The organism is Mesorhizobium sp. M4B.F.Ca.ET.214.01.1.1, from assembly GCF_004791545.1.
Lineage (GTDB): Bacteria > Pseudomonadota > Alphaproteobacteria > Rhizobiales > Rhizobiaceae > Mesorhizobium > Mesorhizobium abyssinicae.
Genome location: NZ_SRUX01000009.1, coordinates 100663 through 122816, shown reverse-complemented (window position 1 = coordinate 122816; position 22154 = coordinate 100663). Strand labels below are relative to the sequence as shown.

The window sequence follows — 22154 nt, the reverse complement described above, 5'->3', positions numbered from 1 at the left end:
TGTAGCATAGGAGGTCTGGGGCGCAAGGGGCAGACCTGATGGCTGGACGAGGCCGGGGCGCGGAGGAGGGCGAGGGGACGACAGCTGGCGTCAGCGAGCGCCTGCTGTTTGTTGACATGCTGCCTGCCGATGCCGCGCCGGTTTCGCTTCCGGAGCCGCGTCCGGCCAAAGAGATTTTGCCGCCCGATGGAGGTGGATTCGGCCCGGCCTCGCCAACGGCAACCATCACGCGGCTCCGCAAGCAGGTTGGCCGCGTCTCATGGCCGGCGTTTCACCGCAGCATCGGCAACGCTGCCACGACCGAGCTTGATCGCGGCATCGGCTTTCTGCTGGTGCCGGTGTTCCTGGCGACCGGCGTGATCTTCTATTTCTCGCTGAACGCCGAGCCGGATCTCTACAGGCCGCTTGCGGCGGTGGCGCTCATGGCCGTCTGCGCGCTGGTTTCGCGCTCGCGGCCAAGGACGCATCTCCTCTTCATGGCGGCGTTCTTTTGCGCCCTGGGCTTTCTCGCCGCAAAGGTCGAGACCTGGCGCGCCGCGACGCCTATGCTCGGTTCCGAGATCCAGACCCGCCTGACCGGCCGCCTCGTCAGCCTGGAGGAGATGGAGAACGGCCGCGTCAGGCTGACCATCGATGTGATCTCCACCGCCCACCCAAAACTGCGCTACGCGCCGGAGCGGGTCAGGCTTTCGGCGCGGAAAGTACCCGCCGACATGACCGCCGGCTCGCTGCTGACGGGCTATGCAAGGCTGCTGCAGCCGACCGGCCCGGTGCGGCCGGACAGCTACGACTTCTCCTTCGACAGCTATTTTTCGGGCATTGGCGCCAGCGGCTTTTTCCTCGGCAATCCAAAGACAATAGCCAGCGAAGAGGCACCAGCGACGGCGCGCCTCGCTTCCGCGATCGAGAAGGCGCGGGAGAGCATCGCCGACCACATCCGCGGGCTGGTTGGCGGCCCCGAGGGCGAGATCGCGGCGGCGCTGATCGTCGGCGTGCGCGCAGGCATTCCCGATGAGATCAACGAGGCGATGCGGCGCACCGGCATCTACCACATCATCTCCATCTCCGGCCTGCACATGGCGTTGGTTGCCGGCACCATCATGCTTCTGCTGCGCGGCGCCTTCGCGCTGTTTCCCGACTTCGCCTCGCGCCGGCCGGTCAAGAAATATGCCGCCGCCGCCGCGCTGGTCTCGATCGCCGCCTATCTCGTCTTCTCCGGCATTGTGGTCGCCGCCGAACGCAGCTTCATCATGCTGGCGGTGATGCTTGTCGCCGTGCTGTTCGACCGGGCCGCGCTCACCATGCGCAATCTGGCGATCTCGGCCATCGCCGTCATTCTTGTGTCGCCGCACGAAGTGGTCGGCCCGAGTTTCCAGATGTCGTTCGCCGCCACCGCCGCCCTGGTCGGCGCCTATGCCGGCTGGTCGGACTATCGGGCCGACAGGACGACCGCGCCGCCGCCGAAGCGATCGTTCCTTCACTTTGCGTCACGAAAGCTGGTGATGGGTATGGGCGGCCTTGCCATGACCTCAATCATCGCCGGCAGCGCTACGGCGCTCTTCGCGATCTGGCACTTCCAGCGCGTGTCGCCGCTCAGCCTGCTCGCCAACCTGGCCGTCATGCCGATCGTTTCGGTGGTCATGTTCCTGGGGGTCGCCAGCGCCCTGACGATGCCGTTCGGTCTCGACTGGCCATTCCTGTATCTGATGGGCAAGGGCCTGACCGCGATGATCGCGATCTCCGGGTGGATCTCCGAACGCTCGCCGGTCGATGCCGTCGGGCTGATCTCCATTCAATCGGTGCTTTTCGTGACGATAGCGCTGGTCATCGCGACCATGGCCACGACCTGGCTGAGACTTGCGGCGATCCCCTTCGCTCTGGCCGGCCTGCTGACGGTTTCAAATACCCGCACGCCCGATGTGCTGATCTCGGAGGATGCGCATCTGGTGGCGATGCCGATCGGCGGCGGCGAGCTCGCCGTCAACCGGGCGCGGTCGAATGAATTCACCACCGACAACTGGAAACGCGCGCTGGTGGCCGAGACCGTCGTCGAGCCGGAGACCTTCGAGACAGGGGATGCACGCTTCGATATCGATCCGCTCGACCTGCCGCCTGGCTCGCCATTCTACTGCAGGGACGGACTGTGCCTTGCCCGGCATCCGTCCGGCGCAATCGTGGCGCTCGCGGAAAACCGCAAGACGGCGCGGCCGGCCTGCGCCTTCGCCGACCTGATCGTCATCGACGACGCCACCGCCTACAGTCCCTGCTGGAATTCGCTGGCCCTCGTCGTCACCAAACGCCAGCTCGCCCGCTCAGGCAGCGCCGCCGTCTTCTTCGATCCGCAATCGGCGACCGCGCAAGCAACAATCCGCTACGCGGTCGAAAAGCCCTACCGGCCATGGCACGAGCAGCGCAAATACTCTCGCGAGGCGAGGGGACTGCCGCCATACCAGAGACCCGAAAGACCGGTGGTCAAACTGGCGCCGTCCGCTCAGTAGCGCCGGATCAGGCCGACCAGCTTGCCTTGCACCTTGACCCGGTCAGGGCCGAAGATGCGGGTCTCATAGGCAGGGTTGGCGGCTTCGAGCGCGATCGATGCGCCCTTGCGGCGGAAGCGCTTCAGCGTCGCCTCTTCCTCGTCGACCAGCGCCACAACGATCTCGCCGGGGCTCGCCGTGTCGGCGTTGCGGATGATGACCGTGTCGCCGTCGAAGATGCCGGCCTCGATCATCGAGTCGCCCTTCACCTCCAGCGCATAATGCTCGCCGCCCGAGATCATGTCCGGGGGCACCGAGATCGAATGCGTCTGGTGCTGGATGGCGTCGATCGGCACGCCGGCGGCGATGCGGCCCATTACCGGGATCGACACCGCCGACACAGCGTCGTCGTCATTGCTGGGGGTGCGCGACGGCGACGCCGGTTTGATCTGCCGGCCGAGATTGCCCTGTCCGAGGCTTCCCTGGATGACGCTCGGCGAAAACTTCTTCGCGGCATTGAGGCCAGGCGCGATCGAATCGGGCAGGCGCAGCACTTCCAGCGCACGCGCCCGGTTGGGCAGCCGGCGAATGAAGCCGCGCTCCTCAAGCGCAGTGATCAGCCGGTGGATGCCCGACTTCGAAGCCAGATCAAGCGCCTCCTTCATCTCGTCGAAAGAGGGCGGAATGCCGCTTTCCTTCAGCCGTTCATGGATGAACATCAGGAGTTCATGTTGTTTGCGCGTCAGCATGGCGGCCCCCACGGGTTCTGAAACCAGAATCAGAAAAACAAACCCAGAACAAACACTATCTGTTCCAGTTGTGTTCCGCAACCGTTTAAAGTTTAATGAATGCGTTGACGTTTTGTTCAGCGTAGCATCAGAACGCGACAAGCGTCGCCGACGGCGGCGGCCGGGGCGAAGGGCTCTCGCACCACGAGGCCATTGGCGTCGGCGAGCATGCGCAGCATCGAGGAGTCCTGGATGCCGAAGGGCGTCGCAACCAGTGAGCCGGCTTCTTCGCGGACGACGGCCCGCACGTAATCCTGCCTCAGATCGTTTGCCTGCATCGCGGCGCCCAGCCGCGCCTCGCGAATGTCCTGGGTGAACGCGCGGCCACCGAGCCGCGCCAGCAACGGCTTCAGGAACAGCTGCGAACAGACCAGGCTCGCCACCGGATTGCCGGGCAGGCCGATGCAGCGCGCGGGTCCCAGCCGGCCGAACATCAGCGGCTTGCCCGGGCGCATGGCGATCTTCCAGAAATCGAGCGTCATGCCTTCGCCGGTCAGCACGCCGTGAATGAGATCGTGGTCGCCGACCGAGGCGCCGCCAAGCGTCACGATGACATCGGCCTGCTGCTCGACGGCCTGCCTGACCAGCGCGGAGATCGCTTCCCTGCGGTCGGCGGCAATGCCGAGATCGAGCGCGCGGGCGCCGACCGATTGCGCAGCGGCGGCGACGCCATAGGCGTTGGACGAGATGATCTGATCGGGACCGAGTTCGCTGCCGGGTGGCAGCAGTTCGTCGCCGGTGGCGATGATGGCGACCAGCGGCCGCTTCACCACAGTGAGGCGCGGGTGGTTGGCGGATGCCGCCAGCGACAGTGCCGCCGGATCGAGCAGCCGGCCCTTTTCCAGCAGCACATCGCCTTCTACGAAGTCGAGCCCGGCGCGGCGGATGTTGCGCCCTTCAGCGGTCGGCTCGGTCACTTCGATCGTGCCGCCGCCGAGATCCTGCACATTCTCCTGGATGACGATAGTGTCGGCGCCTTGCGGCACCGGCGCGCCGGTGAAGATGCGCACGGCTTGCGCCGTGCCGACGCTGCCTTCGAAGCCGCGGCCGGCCGGCGCAATGCCGATCACCGAAAGCCGCGCCGGCACGGATGCCACATCGGCGGCGCGCGTCGCATAGCCGTCCATGGCTGAGGCGTTGAAGGGCGGCTGCGTGCGCAGCGCCACCACAGGCTCGGCCAGGACTCGGCCAGCGGCGTCGATCAGTGCGACGCTTTCGCTGGCCCGCGGCGCCGCGCCATCCAGCAGGCGCTCGAGCGCCTCGGCCACAGGAACCAGCGCCATCAGGCGCCCGCCCCGGCCGACTTGTAGTCGCCGGACTCGCCGCCGGTCTTTTCGACCAGCCTGATGCCGGAGATCACCATGGCGCGGTCGGCGGCCTTGGCCATGTCGTATATGGTGAGGCAGGCGACAGAGGCCGCCGTCAACGCTTCCATCTCGACGCCGGTCTTGCCGGTGACACGGGCAAGCGCGGTGACCTTGAGGCCGGGCAGCGACTTGTCCGGTTCGATATCGACGGAAACCTTGGTCAGGAGCAGCGGATGGCAGAGCGGGATCAGCTCATGCGCGCGCTTGGCCGCCATGATGCCGGCGATGCGCGCGGTGCCCAGCACATCGCCCTTCTTGGCATCGCCGGCAAGGATCATCTCAAGCGTTTCGGCGCGCATCGAGACAAAGCCCTCGGCGATCGCGGTGCGCACCGTTTCGGCCTTGTCGCCGACGTCGACCATGTTGGCTTCGCCAGAGGCGCCAAGATGGGTGAGGGCGGCCGCCATCGTCAGACGGCCTCGGCCGGCGCCTTGCCTGTCAGAAGCAGGCGAGTCGCCGCCGCGACATCCTGTTGCCGCATCAGGCTCTCGCCGACAAGGAAGGTGCCGATGCCGCTCTGCTCCAGCCTGCGGCAGTCCTGATGGGTGAAGATGCCGCTCTCGCTGACCAGCAGGCGGTCGGCCGGCACCATCGCCGCCAGCCGCTCCGAAACGCCGAGGCTGGTCTCGAACGTCCTGAGGTCGCGGTTGTTGATGCCGATCAGCCGTGACGAGAGCCGGAGCGCCCGCTCCATCTCGGCCTCGTCATGCACTTCGACCAGCGCATCCATGCCGAGTTCGAGGGCCGTCGCCTCGAGCTCGCGCGCCATCGCGTCGTCGACACTCGCCATGATGATCAGGATGGCGTCGGCGCCCCAGGCGCGGGCCTCGAACACCTGATAGGGGTCGAAAAGGAAATCCTTGCGCAGCGCCGGCAGGGCGACGGCGGCACGCGCGGCGGTGAGGAATTCGGGCGCGCCCTGGAAGGACGGGGCGTCGGTCAGCACGGAGAGGCAGGCCGCGCCGCCATTCGCATAGGCCTTTGCGAGCGCCGGCGGATCGAAATCGGCGCGGATCAGCCCCTTGGACGGGCTCGCCTTCTTGATCTCGGCGATCAGCCCGAAGCCGCCGGCCCTGCGCCTGGCCTCTAGCGCGGCAAGAAAGCCACGCGGTGCCTCGGCGGCTTGAGCCCGCGCCTTGATCTCGGCCAGCGGCACGCGCTGCTTGGCCGCCGCTATCTCCTCGCGTTTGTAGGCTTCGATCTTGCGCAGAATGTCGGACAAGGGCTCTACTCGTTCGAAATTTCAACCAGCCGACCGAGCACTTGGAGCGCGCGGCCGCTGTCGATGGCTTGCGCTGCGCTCGCCATGCCGTCGGCGAGCGTCGTCGCCTTGCCGGCCACCACCAGGCCGGCGCCCGCATTCATCAGCACGGTGTCGCGATAGGCGCCCGCAGCACCTGCCAGCATGTCGCGCAGCGCCTTGGCGTTGTAGGCCGCGTCGCCGCCGCGCAACTCGTCCTTGGTGTGGCGCTGCAGGCCGACCGCTTCGGGGGTGAGCGCGAAGGTGCGGATCTCGCCGCCGGCAAGTTCCGCCACCTGCGTCTCGCCGGTGGTGGTGATCTCGTCATAGCCGTCGCCGTGAACGATCCAGGCGTGCTCGGTGCCCAGCGCCTTCAACGCCTCGGCAACCGGCATGATCCATTCCGGCAGGAACACGCCGACCATCTGCCTGCTGACGCCGGCCGGATTGGACAGCGGTCCGAGCAGGTTGAAGATGGTGCGCGTGCCAAGCTCGCCCCGGATCGGGCCGACGTGCTTCATCGCCGGATGGTGCGCCGGCGCGAACATGAAGCCGACGCCGGCTTCATGGATGCAACGGCCGATCGTCTCCGGTCCGATGTCGATCTTGACGCCGAGGGCGGTGAGCACATCGGCAGCGCCGGTCAATGAGGACAGGCCGCGATTGCCGTGCTTGGCCACCGGCACGCCGCTCGCTGCAATGACGAATGCCGATCCCGTCGAGATGTTGACGCTGTGCGAATTGTCGCCGCCGGTGCCGACGATATCGATGGCGCCGTGCGGAGCCTCGACGCGCAGCATCTTGGCGCGCATCGTGGCGACGGCGCCGGAAATCTCGCTCACCGACTCGCCGCGCACGCGCAGCGCCATCAGGAAGCCGCCGATCTGACCGGGCGTTGCGTCGCCCGACATGATGATGTCGAACGCCTCGCGCGCCTCCTCAAACGAAAGAGGAGTGCCGGCGGCGACCTTGGCGATATGGGTCTTCAGCGCACTCATCGGGCCTGCGCCTGGGAAACCGCGGCCGGGTCGATGCGGACGTCGTATTGCGTCTGCAACTGCGCCACCAACTGGTCGAGCAGGTCGTCCGACATGCCGGCGGTGAAGGATTTCTGCGCGTCGTCGGGCACGGAGCTGCCATCGGCGCCGGCCGGCTCGAACACTTCGGCCACCTTGTAGAGAATCTGGCCGTCGCCGGTGGGCGAGGGGATCAGCCCGGTGCCGCCTTCGCCGACGCCGAACATTTCGGCGGCGCCTTCCTTGCCGAAATCGGCGTCATCGGCTTCGCGCTTCAGGCCGCGCTTGGTCTGCTTCTCGAGCTTCAATTCGCCGGCGATCACGTCGAGCGTGGTGCCTGCCTTGAGGCGCTTTTCCAGCTCCTGCGCCTTGGCGTCGAGCCGCTTTTCCGTTTCAGCCGCCGTCCAGTCGGCCACCACCTTCTGGCGAACCTCGTCCAGCGTGCGGTCGCGCGCCGGCGTGATCGATCCGACTTCGTAGAAGACGAAGCCATTGTCGGCGGTGGTCAGGCCCTCATTCTCGGTGCCGGGCTCGGCGGCGAACACCGCCTTGATCAGGTCCGCCGATTCCGGCAGGTCCTTGACGATGGTCTCGTCGGGACGCTGGCCGGTGCGGTCGATCGCGTCGATGGTGACGACCTTGAGCTTCAGCTTGGCGGCGGCGTCGGCGAGCGAACTGCCCGAAGCGCGCGTGTCCTCGTAACTGTCGTGCACGTCGAGCAGGATGCGGCTTGCCTCGCCGAGCGCCAGGTCCTTGCGGATCTGGTCGGAGACTTCGGCCAGCGGCTTCACCACCTCCGGCTTGATCTCGGTGACGCGCAGGAGCACCGGGCCGAAAGCGCCCTGGACGACGGGGCTGACCTCATTGGCGGCGAGCTTGAAGGCCGCTTCGGCCACCGCCTTGTCGGCGATCTTGTCCTTGGCAAGCGTGCCGAGCAGCGTGTCTGCCTGGGTCTTGCCCTCGGCGGTGACGAGCTTGTCGAAGGTCGCGCCCGCCTTCAGCGAATCGAACGCGGCCTTGGCTGCATCCGACGTCTTGAACACCAGCTGCTCGATGGTGCGCATCTCCGGCGTCGTGTAGCGCCCCTTGTTCTTGTTGTAGTCGTCGCTGATCTGCTGATCGGTCACCGCGGTCGGATCCATGATGTCCTGCGGCTCGAGCCTGACATAGGAGAACTTGCGGTATTCGGGCGCGGCGTAGGTCTTCTTGTTGGCATCGAAATAGGTCTGGAGCGCGCTGTCGGCCGGCGCCTCGATCGGTTCGACCAGCGTCTTCGGCAACGTCAGATAGTCGATGGTGCGGTCCTCGCCGCGATAGAGCGCGACCGCCTTGAGGAAGGTTTGCGGCGCCTTGAGGCCGTCCGAAACCGCCTCGACGATCTGCTGGCGCACCGCCACCTGGGAGCGGTTCTTCAGATAGTCTTCGGGCCGCATGCCGACCTGACGCAGCAGATATTCGAACGTCCTGCGGTCGAACTGGCCGCTCGGGCCCTTGAAGGCCGGGTCCTCGCGCGTCAGCTCGGCAAGCCGGTCCTTGGAGAGGCCGAGGCCGAGCTTGCGGGCCTGCTCGTCGAGCACGGCGCCCGAGACGAGCTGCGCCAGCACCTGGTTGTCGATGCCGAGCGCCTTCGCCTGCTCGTGCGTGATGCGCTGGCCGAACTGCTGCGACATGACGCTGATCTGGCGGTCATAGGCGAGGCGGTACTCGTTGATCGAAACTGTCGTGCCGCCGGCGGTGATCACGGAATGATGGCCGCCCAAAGTTCCTGACAGACGCCCCGAAATACCCCACACGGCAAAGCTGATCACCAGCAAGGACAGCAACGCCTTCGCGACCCAGGTGCCCGCCGCGTTTCTCAAGATACCAAGCATGCCTACTTCCGATTTTTGCGCATTTTGCGTGCGCCCGAGTCTGAAACAAGCGCAATAGCGCCCTTCCGGCCCACTGTCGATTGCTTTGTGGCCTGATTTTGATAGTGAGGGCGGAAGCCGAATATCGCCTGGAGAAAGCAAAGCTCATGACGCCTGGAATCCGCCCGCTCGTCGCCGGCAACTGGAAAATGAACGGCACCAGCGCCTCGCTCAATGAGCTGAGGATGATCGGCAACGGCTTCATGAGCGGGCTCGACGCCGAGACCGAGGCGCTGGTCTGCGTGCCCGCGACCTTGCTGTCGCACGCGGCCGAAATCCTGTCGCGCACCCCGGTCCGGGCCGGCGGCGAGGATTGCCATCCCAAGGAGAGCGGCGCCTATACCGGGCGCATTTCAGCCGAGATGCTGAAGGACGCCGGCGCCAGCCACGTCATAGTCGGCCATTCCGAATGCCGCGCCGACCTCAGCGAGGACGACGCCACCATTCACGCCAAGGCGTCCGCGGCGTGGCGGGCCGGGCTGGTGGCCATCATCTGCATCGGCGAGACAAGGGCTGAACGCGAGGCGGGCACGACGCTCGACGTGCTGTCGCGCCAGATCGCCGGGTCGGTGCCGACCAGCGCCACGGCGGCCAACACGGTCATTGCCTACGAACCTGTCTGGGCGATCGGCACCGGCCTGACGCCGACCGCTGACGATGTCGCCGATGCGCATGCGCATATCCGCGCCAAGCTGACGGAGCTGCTCGGCGGCGCGGCGGCGAAGATGCGTATCCTCTATGGCGGCTCGGTCAAGCCGTCCAACGCTGTCGAACTGCTCGGCGTGGCCAATGTCGACGGCGCGCTGGTCGGCGGCGCCAGCCTGAAGGCGGCGGATTTTCTCGGCATCGCCGAGGCCTATCTGAATATCTCCTAGCCGCGGGGCCGACTGGCCGGCGCGGCCGAAATCGTTGCAAAGGCCGCATTGCTCCCCATATTCCGGCCACGGGCTTGGAAATGCCATCAAAGCATTGTAAGGAGCCGCCTCCAAATCACCGGTCGTATCCGCGGCCGCGCAAGGCCTTGCCAGGATAAATTATGGAAACCGTACTGATCGTCATTCACCTTATGGTCGTGCTCGCGCTCGTCGGCGTGGTGCTGCTGCAGCGCTCCGAGGGCGGCGGTCTCGGCATCGGTGGCGGTTCCGGTTTTATGACGGCGCGTGGCGCCGCCAATGCATTGACGCGGGCAACGGCGATCCTGGCAGCGGCCTTCTTCGCCACCTCGCTCACTCTGTCGCTCGTCGCGCGCTACGGCGAAAAGCCGATCGACATCCTCGATCGCGTCCCGGCGTCGTCCAGCAACGCCGGCAAGGGCGTGCTCGACCAGCTGCCGGGCAACGCGCCGGCCGGCGCCACCGCACCGGCCGCTCCGTCGACCTCGACGGCGCCGGCGGCACCCGCCAGCGGATCGGCGACGCCGCCCTCGTCGGGCAACGGCGCCGCGACGACGGCGCCTGCGCCTGCACCGGCACCCGCGAATCCGGCCACGCCGCCGGCGGCCAATGGCGTCACCTTGCCGGTCACCCCGCAGGTTCCGAACCAGTAGCCGGACAAGCTTATCCGGCCGCGATCTGTTGTCGTTTGAACACAGTCGCGGCAAATGCCGCACATTCACGAAGATTCAACCGGGCGTAGGCCGACGGCCCGCTTGAGGCGGCTCGGCCAGATCGATTATACATTGCGCGCGGCACTTTCGGCGTCCTTGGGGGACGCCGGGCGACGCCGTGGCAACAAAGCATTACACGATCGGATCTTCGCCATGCAGCTTCGCAGCTTCATTTTCATGGGATTCCTTGCCGTGCTCGGCATGGGGTCCGCAGCCTTCGCCGGCACGCCGGCAAACATAGCCGCATCGCCGTCAGTCGAGATTACCAGCGCCATCAATGTCGCCGTCAAAAGCGACGCATCGCAGCTGAAGCTTCTCAAGAAGAAGAAGAACCCGACGCCAGCCGATCTCGCTCAGATCAGCAAGCTCGAGGACAAGATCGCGGCCGACAAGGAAGCCGCCAAGACCAAGGCGCTGGAAGCCCGCAAGCTGGCGATGCGCGACGCAGCCAAGGCCAAGGCGGACGCTGCCCGGCAGGAATGGCTGGCGAAGAAGGGCCAGTCGGCCGAGACGAAAGTGGCCGATGCCAAGACAGGCAAGAAGACGGTCAAGATCATCGAGCCGATCGCCGCTGTCGAACCGATCCAGTCGGCCGAGCCGATGCCGGCCGAGGCGATGAACGTCGCGCTGACCGGCAACAATGGCGAGCTGCGCAGCGAGGCTCCTGGCCAGAAGCCGGCAAGCGGCGGCCTGTTTGCAGGCCTGTTCGGCGGTTCGTCGTCGTCATCGATCAGCTATCTGCCCGAAACGCGCGCACTTGATTCGGCTCTCGCCAAGAAGGACGCCAAGCGGCCGTTCAAGGTGAAGCCGGAGTTCGTGCCGCAGGACGTCGAGTTCAGCGGCTACCCCGCCGGCACCATCGTCATCGACACCAGCGCCCGCCGTCTCTATCTCGTCGAATCGTCGAGCACGGCGCGACGCTATGCGATCGCCGTCGGCCGCGAAGGCTTGCAGTTCAAGGGGACGGTCGCTGTCGGCGACAAGCAGGAATGGCCGCGCTGGATCCCGACGCTCGACATGCAGAAGCGCGAGCCCAAGCACTATGGCCAGTACAAGGACGGCATGCCCGGCGGCGGTGAGAATCCGCTCGGCGCGCGCGCCATCTATCTCTATGACGGCAAGAAGGACACGCATCTGCGCATCCACGGCACCATCGCGCCGCAGTCGATCGGAACCAGCGCCTCCAATGGCTGCTTCCGCATGATCAACGAGCACGTCATGGACCTCTACAGCCGGGTCAAGGTCGGCACCAAGGTTGTTATTATATAACAACCAGGCGTTATTATCTGAGGCCTCCACCCATCATGCCGAAAGGGCCGGCCCAGCCGGCCCTTTTGTTTTGACTGCAACATTTCTTGCCCTTCGGGGCGTCGCGCCTTCTTGGGAAAAAGCCTTCGCGGCGGTTTTTTCTCTGGCGGAATCAATCCGGCCGCGTTAAGCGATGACTCCCATGGCGCGATATGTATTCATCACTGGCGGCGTGGTTTCCTCACTCGGAAAAGGCATTGCTGCGGCAGCTCTTGGGGCTCTCCTGCAGGCGCGCGGCTATCGCGCGCGCATCAAAAAGCTCGATCCCTATCTCAATGTCGATCCCGGCACGATGTCGCCGTACCAGCACGGCGAGGTGTTCGTCACCGACGACGGGGCGGAAACCGACCTCGACCTTGGCCACTATGAGCGCTTCACCGGCCGCTCGGCCAACCAGCAGGACAACATCACCACCGGCCGCATCTACAAGAACATCATCGAGCGCGAGCGGCGCGGCGACTATCTCGGCGCGACCGTGCAGGTCATTCCGCACGTCACCGACGAGATCAAGCATTTCGTCCTCGAGGGCAATGACGACTACGACTTCGTGCTGTGCGAGATCGGCGGCACGGTCGGCGACATCGAGGCGATGCCGTTCCTGGAGGCGATCCGCCAGCTCGGCAACGACCTGCCGCGCAACAACGCGGTCTATGTCCATCTGACCTTGATGCCGTACATCCCGACCGCCGGCGAACTGAAGACCAAGCCAACGCAGCATTCGGTCAAGGAACTGCGCGGCATCGGCATTGCGCCCGACATCCTTCTGGTGCGCGCCGACCGGCCCATTCCAAAAGAAGAGCGCCGCAAGCTGTCGCTGTTCTGCAACGTGCGCGAAAGCGCCGTTATCCAGGCGCTCGACGTGCCGCACATCTATGACGTGCCGATGGCCTATCACAAGGAGGGGCTCGATTCGGAGGTGCTTGCCGCCTTCGGCATCGACCCGGCGCCAAAGCCGCGCATGGAGCCCTGGCAGGCGCTCTCCAACCGCATCCACAATCCGGAAGGCGAGGTGACGATCGCCATTGTCGGCAAATACACCGGCCTCAAAGACGCCTACAAATCGCTGATCGAGGCGCTTTCGCATGGCGGCCTCGCCAACCGCGTCAAGGTCAAGCTCGACTGGATCGAGAGCGAGATCTTCGAAAAGGAAGACCCGACGCCCTGGCTGGAGAAGGTGCATGGCATCCTCGTTCCCGGCGGCTTCGGCGAGCGCGGTTCGGAAGGCAAGATCCTGGCGGCGAAGTTCGCGCGCGAGCGCAAGGTGCCTTATTTCGGCATCTGCTTCGGCATGCAGATGGCCTGCATCGAGGCGGCGCGTTCGCTGGCCGGCGTCGAGCACGCCTCCTCGACCGAGTTCGGCCCGACCGAGGAGCCTGTCGTTGGCCTGATGACCGAATGGCTGAAGGGCAACATGCTGGAGAAGCGTAGGGCGACCGGCGATCTCGGCGGCACGATGCGGCTCGGCGCCTATCAGGCAGAGCTGAGCAAGGGTTCCAAGATTGCCGAGATCTACGGCGACACCCAGATTTCCGAACGCCACCGGCACCGCTACGAGGTCAATATCGACTACAAGCAGCGGCTCGAGGATTGCGGCCTGGTCTTTGCCGGCATGTCGCCCGACGGCGTGTTGCCGGAAACGGTCGAATACCCCGACCATCCCTGGTTCATCGGCGTGCAGTATCACCCTGAATTGAAGAGCCGGCCGCTCGAACCGCATCCGCTGTTCGCGAGCTTCATCTCGGCCGCGGTGGACCAGTCGCGCCTCGTTTGATGCGGACCTACGTCGCGCTGCTCTACAGCATCATCCTGGGCGAGGGGCGACGCCTCGTCATGTCCGACCTCAAGGCGATGGCGGAGAGCATCGGCCTGAAGAATGTCCGGACGCTGGTGGCGACGGGCAACCTGGTCTTCGACGCGCGGGCGGCCAAGATCGCCGATCTCGAACAACGGCTGGAAGCAGCGTTCGAAAAGACCTTCGGCCGCCATGTCGATATCATCGTGCGCCGCGCCGAGGACTGGCTGAAGCTCGCGAGCGGCAATCCGTTTCCGGCCGAGTCCGCCGATGCCGGCGATCAGGTCGCGGTGCGCGTCATGCGCAAGCCTGCGCCGGCGGACGCCGTCGCGGCGCTCGATGCCTATGCCGCCGACGATGAAAAGGTGCTTTCGGTCGGCGGCGACATCTGGCTCGTCTTTTCGCGTGAGCGACCAAGCTCACGGCTGCTGGCGGCGAGCAATCACAAGCGCATGGGCATAGGTACTTCGCGCAACTGGAACACGGTGCGCAGGTTGGCGGAGATGGTTGGGCAGCAGGCAGCAGGCAGTAGGCAGTAGGCAGTAGGCAGTAGGCAGTAGGCAGTTGGCAGTAGGCAGTAGGCAGTAGGCAGTAGGGGTATTCTCTATTGCCTAAGCCCTACTGCCTACTGCCTTATTTCAAGCCTTCGCCGTCTTTGCCCCTGCGCCAAGCGCCATGGTGCGCAGCACGTAGTAGACGGCGCCCGCGATCGCCACACCGAAGAACCAGCCATAGACGCCCCACCAGGACGGCAGCCAGTTGGTGAAGTTGGGCAGGATCGAGGAGAAGATGGCGCCGATGCCGGCGGCGATGAAGGCGTTGACATGCCAGCCGCTTTGGAAGCGGAACTCACCGTCTTCGCGGTAGAGCGCCTCGACGTCGACCTCGCCCTTCCGGATCAGGTAGTAATCGACCATCATCACGCCGAAGATCGGTCCCATCGTCGCGCCGATGATGCCGACGAAGTGCGCGGCGCTGCCTTCCCAGGGCGCGAAGGGGTAAAGCACCAGCGCGATCACGGCCGCGATGTAGCCGCCCTTCTTGAAGTCGATCTGGCGTGGGAAGACGTTGGAGAAGTCGAAGGCCGGCGAGACGAAATTCGCCACCACATTGATGCCGAGCGTCGCCACCGCGAAGGTGAGGGCGGCAAGGGCTGCCAGGAACCAGCTGTCGAACTTGGCCGAGATCTGGTCGGGATGGAGCAGCACCTCGTGGTAGACATCGTAGGCGGCGATCGTGGTGACGCCGGCGACGAGCGAGAACAGGATCAAATTGACCGGCAGGCCCCAGATGTTGCCCTTGCGCAGCGCCGCATTGTCGGGCGCGTAGCGGGCGAAGTCGCAGAAGTTGAGATAGAGCGCCGAGAAGTAGGTGACCCAGATCGCCGCGACGCCGAAGAGCGCTGTCCAGGAGCTGGGATCGCCGGGGATGCCGGCATCGGCGGTCTTTTCGCGCAGCACATCCATCGGGATGTCGCTGGTGAAGGCGAAGCTGCCTGACTTCACGCAGAGATAGATGGCCAGGAGAAGCATCATCACCCAGACCGCGGGGCCGGCCCAGTCCTGGAAGCGGCGCACCGTTTCCATGCCTTTCTGGATGATCAAGAGCTGCAACGCCCAGATGACGACGAAGCAGATCACTTCCAGGGTGGAGTGGCCGAGAAGGTGCGAGGTCTTGTTGAACTCGTCGAACCATTGCAGGCGCGTCAGCAGCGCCACGATGGCGCCGGAGGCGGCGGCCGTCTGCGCGCCGTACCAGAAGCAGGCGACGATTGCGCGCACCAGCGCCGGAATGTTGGCGCCCCAGATGCCGAAGGAGGCGCGGGCGAGAACGGGGTAGGGCACGCCGGTCTTCACCCCGGCATAACCTACCATGTTCATCAGCGCGTAGATGATCAGCGAGCCGATGCCGATGGCGATGATGAAATTGACGAAGCCGCCGCAGAACAGGAACAGGCTGGCCGCCAGATAGTAGCCCCACAGACTGTGGACGTCGGACGTCCAGACGTTGAAGATCGAGAACGGCCCCCAGTTGCGTACTTTCGCAGGAGCGAGGTCCTCGTTGTAAAGGTCGGGCGATGCGCCTTGTATCGTCATTGCAAGTGTCCCCTTTTGCAAAACGCGCCCTCACGCGTTAATCGGCGAGGTTAAGCCTGACGCAGGGGAACCGGCAAGCAAACCATTTGCCGGCTTTGACCTTAAAGACATTCAACGAGAATCGCGCTTATCACGCATGCGCACCGCGGCCCATCATCGACATTTCGCTCCTGAGTCGGCAAAGCGGATCTTAGTCCGGGTCACCCGTGGATCGATTGCCTGACGGTCGAAATCCCGGGCATCCGGTCCGGTTGAATTTTTTTTGCCGCGCATCCGCTTTTTTGTGGAACCAAATGGCCCACCGGGTGTTTAATGAGGTTCTGTGCACCGCGATCGCCGGGAGGAAAACGATGGATCGCTTGCATTTCTTTACGCCCGTGCGGATTCTGCCCGGGCAAGGCTACCCCGTAGAAGAAGTAGACAGCGTCGCCGAAGCGATGGTGTTTTTGCGGAAATGGCCAGCAGGTCGGCGCGGACCGGTCTATCAATGCGCCCTGAACTGCTGCTCCGCCGCCATGGCCGGCAACATGTCGGCCGAGGAGGCAAGGAAAGCTTTTACCGGCTTTGCCCGCATCACACGCCTCCTCGACGACGAGATGGCCATGCCGCTCGGCGGCGAGGCGATGGACAACGTCTACGCCTTGCGGCGCTAGCCGCTCTAACTCCAGAACTGTCGAGGTTCGCGCCATAGTGGCGCGGACCGCGGCTCTGCGTCAGCTAGCGAACCGTCATAGTCTGCCGGGGGCATTCATTGGGGTTCGAGAGACGCTCCGTCGTTTGATCGCGACGCGGTCAGATCCTCGCGCTTCGCAATGAGACCGGCTTTGCTAGCGCCTTCAGAAAAGGCAGACAGCGCATCGGGAGCTGTTACCGGCCAAGTTCGAACATAGCCCTCGACGGAGAACTCCGGAAACTCGGCGCGGATACGCTGAACTAACGTGTGGGCCTGCTCAAGATCGCCGAGTCGAGCATGGGCCATCGCACGAACCATCAACGACTCCCCATGAACAGGAGCCTTCATCGCGGCTGTGATAGCGTCGCGGTCGTTTCCGGCGACATATTGGGCGATTGCAAGCGCTCCGTAGTACCAAGGGGGAGCGCTTGGATTTAGGAGCAGAGCGTGATTGACCGTGTCCACCATGCGCTTAGCATCACCAACAACGAGGGGCATGTTGTACGCAATCAAGGCAAGGTTATCAGCATCGTTTGGGGCAACTGCAAGCGCCCGCTCGAAATCCTCCTTCGCACCTTGAATGTCCCCGTCCGCCGCACGCAATGTCGCGCGCTGTCCGAGCGCTATCCAATCATTTGGGTCCAATTGCAGTGCACGAGTCGTATCTTCCCGGAAGTGCCGCAAGGCGGTATCGACATCGTCAGAGAAGCCTAGAGTACTGGCAACCGAATATGCGAGGCCTAACTGGCTCCAAGCCGGTGCAAATTCCGGGTCCATTCGCACTGATTTTTCGAGGTACTCGATACCCTTTAGGACCCCCTCTTTGGTGACGCTCTGGGTACTGTCCATCCCAATCAGATAGAGATCGTACGCATCAAGGCTCGCGGGAGGCTTCCGTTTGGCAACCGCCCTGCTGCTGCGTGCGATCTCGCCGTAGTACGTCGAGGCGATGCTGCCGACCACGCGAGCGGTTATCTCGTCCTGCACCGAGAATAAGTCGTCGGTAGCTTGATCGTACCGTTGCGCCCACAGGTGAGCTCCGGAGACCGCGTCAATGAACTGTGCTGTCACTCTCAACTGATGCCCTTGAGTTTGGACGCTTCCTTCTAGGACAAACCGAACGCCAAGTTCTCGGCCGACTTGCCTTACGTCTGGGCTCTTTCCTTTGTAGGCGAAGCTGGAGTTGCGAGCGATCACGAAGATGTCGGGATGCCGCGCCAAATCAGTTATGATGTCCTCACTGAGCCCTTCCGCAAGACGTGTCCATCGGGCGTCTCCATCCAAATTGTCGAATGGAAGTACTGCTATCGTCCGCGAGGCATGAGCATCTTCCACGGGCCAGAATATCCAGGCGACGCCGATCAGGAGCAATGCGGTCAGAGGCGCCAATAGTCTCCTACGAGACAAGTACGGCCGGGCACGTAGCCGCCAAGGGCGTCCCGTCCCTCGTAGCCGCACTCGATAAGTACGAACCGGACGGGCGATGTTCTTGACGCGCTGGTCGCCGACAAAATCGATCGGAAACGGCAATTTTCCTTGCAACTGGTCAAAGGCAGTGCCGGAAATCAATACGCTCCCCGGATCGCAAAGTTGTTCCAGTCTAGCCGCCACGTTGACGCCGTCGCCAAGCAGGTCGTCCCCCTCGGCTACAACGTCGCCGACGTTGACCCCAACGCGAAGGACTATGCGCTTGTTTTGAGGCGTGTTGATTTGTTGCGCGACAACGCCTTCTTGAAGGCGGGTCGCAAAGGCAACAGCGTCAACGACGGATACGAACTCGAAGATCGCTCCGTCACCCATAAGCTTGACAGTATGGCCGCTGTGCTGCGCGAGCAGCGGATCAACAACCACGCGGCGCAGCTCTCGTATCGTAGTCAACGTAGCCGACTCGTCGGCTTCTATAAGCCGCGAGTATCCGACAATGTCGGAGGCGACTATCGCAACGAGGCGCCGATGCGCTTGCATTGCCACTCATTAGCCAACGCAGGCATTTTCCAACATCAGCATATACCCAATATCGGGCGATGGCGAACCGGAGCTCGAATGCTGCTCCGCTCTACGGATGCGCCCATACTGGCATGCTGGCTGGGCTCAATCTCGAGCCGCCGATCCGCCCAATTTCTGATTCTAATCGCGATGCAGGGTCGGAAGCTCAGAAGGAGAGATCGGTCGAGAAAGAAGAATCGGCTAGGGCCCGAACCGGCCGGACCAAGTGACTGCCGCCCCGGGCCAAAGCGGATCACCTTCAGTCCCGTGTAGCCAACTCCACTCGGACCGGGTGCGTTGCGGCGGTTGCCGTTGTAGAGTGCGTCGGGTGACCCATCACGCGCCTCAACGGAGCACAGGCGACGCATGGAGCGGCGGCTAACTGCCATATTTGCGGCCGATGTAGTCGGCTACAGCCGGCTGATGGGCGAGGACGAGGTCGGCACGCTGGAGCGGCTCAAGGCCTGTCGCCGCGAGTTGATCGATCCATCGATCGCCCGGCATCACGGCCGTATGATCAAGCTTATGGGCGACGGTGCGCTGGTCGAATTTGGCAGCGTCGTCGATGCGGTGCAATGCGCGGCCGACATCCAGCGCAAGATGGCCGAGCGTGACAAGGGTATCGCGGACGACCGGCTCATCCGCTTTCGCATCGGCGTCAACCTCGGCGACATCATTGTCGAGGGTGAAGACATCTATGGTGACGGGGTCAACATCGCCGCGCGGCTGGAAGCGCAGGCCGAGCCCGGCGGCGTCTGCATCTCTGGCACGGCCTTCGACCACGCCGTGCACAAATGCGACGTCGGCTTCGCCAGCCTTGGCGAGCAGCGGCTGAAGAACATCGCCGACCCTGTCCGCGTCTATCGGATTCTCCTCGAACCTTCGAAGGCGGGCAAGGTTCTGAGCGGCCCGCGCCGCCCGCTGCGGCCGGCGATCCTGGCGACGGGTGCGGCGCTGCTCGTTGCCGCCGCGGTTGCCGGCACCGTCATTGCCTGGCAGTGGCTGCGGGCGCCGCAACGGCCTTCCGTCGCGGTATTGCCGTTCTCCAATTTGAGCGGCGATCCTGCGCAGGACTATCTCGCCGAGGGCATAACCGAGGACCTGATCACCGACCTCGCTAAACTTTCGGGCCTCGACGTGATCGCCGGCAACTCGGTCGCCGCTTACAAGGGCAAGCCGCCCAATCTCGCCGACGTCAGGCGCGAACTCGGCGTCGACTTCCTCGTCGAGGGCAGCGTCAGGCCGACGGGTGACCTGATCCGGATCAACGCTCAGTTGATCGATACGGCAAACGGCGAGCATGTGTGGGCCGACCGTTTCGACCGGCGCGCGGCCGAAACGTTCGCTGTCCAGGATGAGATGCGCAAGGAAATCGTCGCCGCGCTCTACGTCGAGCCCTCGGCGGTGGAAACCAAGAGGATGGAGCGCCCGCCCACCGCCAATCTCGAGGCGTATGACTACTACCTGCGCGGCGAGCACGCTGCCTTCACCGGCCGCCCGCCCGGCATGCGCGACGCACTGGACTTCTATGCAAAGGCGGTCGCGCTGGATCCTTCGTTCGCGGCGGCATTCGCCGCCGATGCGCGCACTGCCGTCTATGTCTGGCGCAATGCCTATGACGACGTGCTGCAGTCCGCCCCGGCGCGAAAGCGCGCCTATGAGAGCGCGGGGCGAGCCCTGCAGCTCAATCCCGATCTGTCGCTGCCCTACGCGATGCTTGCCATCCTGCAGAGCGTGGACCGGCGCTTCGACGAAGCGATCGAGTCGGCCCGGCGGGCCGTGGCGCTCGGACCGGGCGACGTCGAAGCGCAGGTCGCACTCGGATACGTCTACCTATTCGACGGCAAGTTTCCGGAAGCCGCCGCGGCTGTCGAAACGGCATTGCGGCTCGACCCCGACATGTCGCCGATCAACCGCCAGATCGCCGGCACGGTCTTTTTCTTCGACGGCGATGGCAAACGCGCGGTGGCGGCGCTGGAGCGCGCTCGCGACGAAGCGCCTGGTGTCGGCAACATCCTGGTCTCGCTCGGCGCCGCCTATGCTCAGACCGGCCGCATCGCAGACGCGCGGGCGGCGGTGGCCCAGGGCCTGCGACTTCTTCCCAACAACGACTCTATCGCCGCAATCAGGATGGGATGGCATTTTCGCAATCCGCAGGATTTGGAAACCCTGATCGGCGCGTTGAAGCAGGCGGGTCTGCCGGAATGGCCCTATGCCTTCAAGGGCGACGAGAGCGATCGGCTTAAAGGTGAGGACATCAGCGCCCTGGTCATCGGTCACACGCTGAAGGGCGTCGCGGAGCCGGGGCCCCGGCCGGCAATCATGCAGATCGGCAATGACGGCCAGGCGGCCTTCCGCTCTACCGCTCAATTCATTACCGAGACGATATCCGTTAAAGAGGATCTGCTTTGCGAGCAAAGCGAAAACGCATTTGGGCGACCGGATTGCGGCCCGATCTATAGGCGCCAAGGCGAGTTCGCGTTCAGCTTCGTGAACTCGCGCGTCGTTTTTCACTTCTCGCCGCTCGACTAGGCGCCGCACACTTTAGGGCGGAGACATCAAAGCGCCCGAGCGGTCGGATCAATTGATCTGGTCGCGCTCCAGCCTTGCCTTGACGGCCGGCCAAGCAGCTTCCGCTTTTGGCAAAACGTCGTCGGCGTGGGCGGCGATATTTTCCATATCAGGCTTGTCGTAGGCTAGATAGAGCTTGCCGTCGATGATCTTGAACGCCTCGGGATCGACGTTGACCGTCACCGATTCTAGCGAAACCTCGCCCACGCAATAGCCGCCATATTGCGGAGCATATTTGACAGGCTCGCTCATGAACATCTTGCGGTGCTCGTCGCTTGCGAAATTCCACGGTGTGCCGAGCCAGTCATAAGCGATTTTCTCCGAACCTTTGACCGCCTTGCCGTCGGTGAAATAGGCGACCGGATCATAGCCCATGATGGCCACGCCGCCGAAGTAGCCGGTGTTCACCGAGCCGTCGGCATGCGCGGGGGCCGCGCCGACAACCGAGAAGGCTAGTGCGCCCGCCAGGATAAGGTTGCTCGGAGATCTGCTTGCGTCTGCCACGTACATTGCGCGTCTCCCATCAATCGTGAATGTCCATGCACCGTTTGTAGTTCTCTTCTGTGTCCTTGATGACTTCCGGCTTCTGGCAAGCGGCGCCGTGGCGCTTGTAGAGGCGAACGATCTCCAAGTTGCCCTTCCAGAAGGCGCGGCTGATCGGCGCGTAGCCGTGGACCTCGGGATGGGCGACGTCAGCGCCCTTGGAGATGAGGAACTCGACCACCTCCAGATGGTTTTCCTCGCCCGCCACCATCATCGGCGTGACGCCTGCCTTGTTGGCCGCGTCGTCGAGCACGGCGCCACGGTCGAGCAGGAGTTTGGCAACAGGCAGGCTGCCGGAATAGGCTGCGGCATGAAGGGGCGTGAAGCCACCGGAATTGCGCGCCATAACGTCGGCGCCCTTGGCGATCAGCAGTTCGGCGATCGCCGGCTGATCGGCAAGCGCGGCATTGATGAGGGGCGTTGCCTGGTCGCGCGCGCGACCGTCAACGGCGGCGCCGCCGGCCAAAGCCTCCTTGGCGGCGCTGGGATCTCCTGCGGCAACGGCATCGAACAACGGGTCTGCCGCGGCCGTCGCAACGGCGAAAGCCAGACCGACCATTGCAAACAAGCCGCGCATCGCCTGTCCTTTAGAGGCGCCTAAAATACCATGCGGCAGTTCACCTGGGTAGCCCTTCGAGCGACCGGGCGGACCGCTAACTGAGAGGGAAGACAAGGGCGCTACCCCGGTTGCGACTTCCAAGTTTACTCGCCGCTGGAAGCTAGCCGAAGACGTGTTCGCGTTCGGCGCTCGCTCCTCCCTTGCAGCCGGCCCAGCCAGTCG

18 protein-coding genes are annotated in these 22154 nt (G+C 64.3%); 8 read left to right on the top strand and 10 right to left on the bottom strand.

The window, feature by feature from the left end; all coding sequences use genetic code 11:
- Positions 1 to 38: 38 nt before the first annotated feature.
- The gene (locus EN857_RS18960) at positions 39 to 2498 is read left to right on the top strand and encodes a ComEC/Rec2 family competence protein (RefSeq protein ID WP_135858423.1); all 2460 of its coding nucleotides are present in this window, start codon (positions 39 to 41) and stop codon (positions 2496 to 2498) included.
- Here the strand turns inward: EN857_RS18960 and lexA are convergent.
- The 6 genes from lexA to EN857_RS18930 form a co-directional block, all read right to left on the bottom strand.
- Positions 2492 to 3226 (bottom strand): transcriptional repressor LexA, encoded by a 735-nt coding sequence (lexA, locus tag EN857_RS18955; RefSeq protein ID WP_126054478.1) that lies wholly within the window; start codon positions 3224 to 3226, stop codon positions 2492 to 2494. The genes EN857_RS18960 and lexA overlap by 7 nt on opposite strands.
- A 116-nt stretch (positions 3227 to 3342) precedes the next feature.
- A complete protein-coding gene (gene glp, locus EN857_RS18950) occupies positions 3343 to 4548 on the bottom strand; it encodes a gephyrin-like molybdotransferase Glp (protein ID WP_127285808.1) in 1206 nt (401 codons plus the stop codon).
- Entirely contained in the window at positions 4548 to 5039 is a 492-nt protein-coding gene (gene moaC / locus EN857_RS18945; RefSeq protein WP_127285809.1) for a cyclic pyranopterin monophosphate synthase MoaC, read from the bottom strand. Before moaC ends, glp begins: the two co-directional genes overlap by 1 nt.
- Positions 5040 to 5041: 2 nt before the next feature.
- Positions 5042 to 5854 carry an indole-3-glycerol phosphate synthase TrpC gene (trpC, locus tag EN857_RS18940; RefSeq protein ID WP_127393147.1) on the bottom strand — a complete coding sequence of 271 codons (813 nt, stop codon included), beginning with the start codon at positions 5852 to 5854 and terminating at the stop codon, positions 5042 to 5044.
- A gap of 5 nt (positions 5855 to 5859) precedes the next feature.
- Positions 5860 to 6870, bottom strand: a complete 1011-nt coding sequence (trpD, locus tag EN857_RS18935; RefSeq protein WP_127310808.1) for an anthranilate phosphoribosyltransferase — start codon at positions 6868 to 6870, stop codon at positions 5860 to 5862.
- A complete protein-coding gene (locus tag EN857_RS18930) occupies positions 6867 to 8759 on the bottom strand; it encodes a peptidyl-prolyl cis-trans isomerase (protein WP_127310807.1) in 1893 nt (630 codons plus the stop codon). Before EN857_RS18930 ends, trpD begins: the two co-directional genes overlap by 4 nt.
- Positions 8760 to 8905: 146 nt before the next feature.
- On the opposite strand from EN857_RS18930, the gene tpiA reads away from it, so the two are divergent.
- From tpiA to EN857_RS18905, 5 genes are all read left to right on the top strand, one after another.
- Positions 8906 to 9673 (top strand): triose-phosphate isomerase, encoded by a 768-nt coding sequence (gene tpiA, locus EN857_RS18925; protein ID WP_127284340.1) that lies wholly within the window; start codon positions 8906 to 8908, stop codon positions 9671 to 9673.
- Between the two features lie 161 nt (positions 9674 to 9834).
- Complete coding sequence (gene secG, locus EN857_RS18920; RefSeq protein WP_127393148.1) at positions 9835 to 10344, top strand: preprotein translocase subunit SecG; 510 nt, start codon at positions 9835 to 9837, stop codon at positions 10342 to 10344.
- A gap of 213 nt (positions 10345 to 10557) precedes the next feature.
- Complete coding sequence (locus EN857_RS18915; RefSeq protein ID WP_135858427.1) at positions 10558 to 11673, top strand: L,D-transpeptidase; 1116 nt, start codon at positions 10558 to 10560, stop codon at positions 11671 to 11673.
- Between the two features lie 172 nt (positions 11674 to 11845).
- Complete coding sequence (locus EN857_RS18910; protein WP_127392869.1) at positions 11846 to 13483, top strand: CTP synthase; 1638 nt, start codon at positions 11846 to 11848, stop codon at positions 13481 to 13483.
- Entirely contained in the window at positions 13483 to 14043 is a 561-nt protein-coding gene (locus tag EN857_RS18905) for a DUF1697 domain-containing protein (protein WP_127392870.1), read from the top strand. The genes EN857_RS18910 and EN857_RS18905 overlap by 1 nt, the downstream gene beginning before the upstream one ends.
- Before the next feature lie 99 nt (positions 14044 to 14142).
- Here the strand turns inward: EN857_RS18905 and EN857_RS18900 are convergent, their stop codons facing one another.
- The gene (locus EN857_RS18900) at positions 14143 to 15600 is read right to left on the bottom strand and encodes an NCS1 family nucleobase:cation symporter-1 (RefSeq protein ID WP_127392871.1); all 1458 of its coding nucleotides are present in this window, start codon (positions 15598 to 15600) and stop codon (positions 14143 to 14145) included.
- Between the two features lie 350 nt (positions 15601 to 15950).
- Here EN857_RS18900 and EN857_RS18895 point away from each other — a divergent pair, with 350 nt between their 5' ends.
- On the top strand, positions 15951 to 16253 hold the full coding sequence (locus EN857_RS18895; RefSeq protein ID WP_127284334.1) for a DUF982 domain-containing protein: 303 nt from the start codon (positions 15951 to 15953) through the stop codon (positions 16251 to 16253).
- 95 nt (positions 16254 to 16348) lie between these two features.
- Here the strand turns inward: EN857_RS18895 and EN857_RS18890 are convergent, their stop codons facing one another.
- A complete protein-coding gene (locus tag EN857_RS18890; protein WP_127392872.1) occupies positions 16349 to 18238 on the bottom strand; it encodes an adenylate/guanylate cyclase domain-containing protein in 1890 nt (629 codons plus the stop codon).
- A 387-nt stretch (positions 18239 to 18625) separates the two neighbouring features.
- Here EN857_RS18890 and EN857_RS18885 point away from each other — a divergent pair, with 387 nt between their 5' ends.
- Entirely contained in the window at positions 18626 to 20791 is a 2166-nt protein-coding gene (locus EN857_RS18885; RefSeq protein WP_135858429.1) for an adenylate/guanylate cyclase domain-containing protein, read from the top strand.
- A gap of 48 nt (positions 20792 to 20839) precedes the next feature.
- Here the strand turns inward: EN857_RS18885 and EN857_RS18880 are convergent, their stop codons facing one another.
- Together EN857_RS18880 and EN857_RS18875 are read right to left on the bottom strand one after the other, a co-directional pair.
- Positions 20840 to 21340, bottom strand: a complete 501-nt coding sequence (locus EN857_RS18880) for a YHS domain-containing (seleno)protein (protein ID WP_127394263.1) — start codon at positions 21338 to 21340, stop codon at positions 20840 to 20842.
- A gap of 13 nt (positions 21341 to 21353) precedes the next feature.
- Positions 21354 to 21950: an ankyrin repeat domain-containing protein gene (locus EN857_RS18875; RefSeq protein WP_128346913.1), complete on the bottom strand. Its 597-nt coding sequence runs from the start codon at positions 21948 to 21950 to the stop codon at positions 21354 to 21356.
- Between the last annotated feature and the right edge of the window lie 204 nt (positions 21951 to 22154).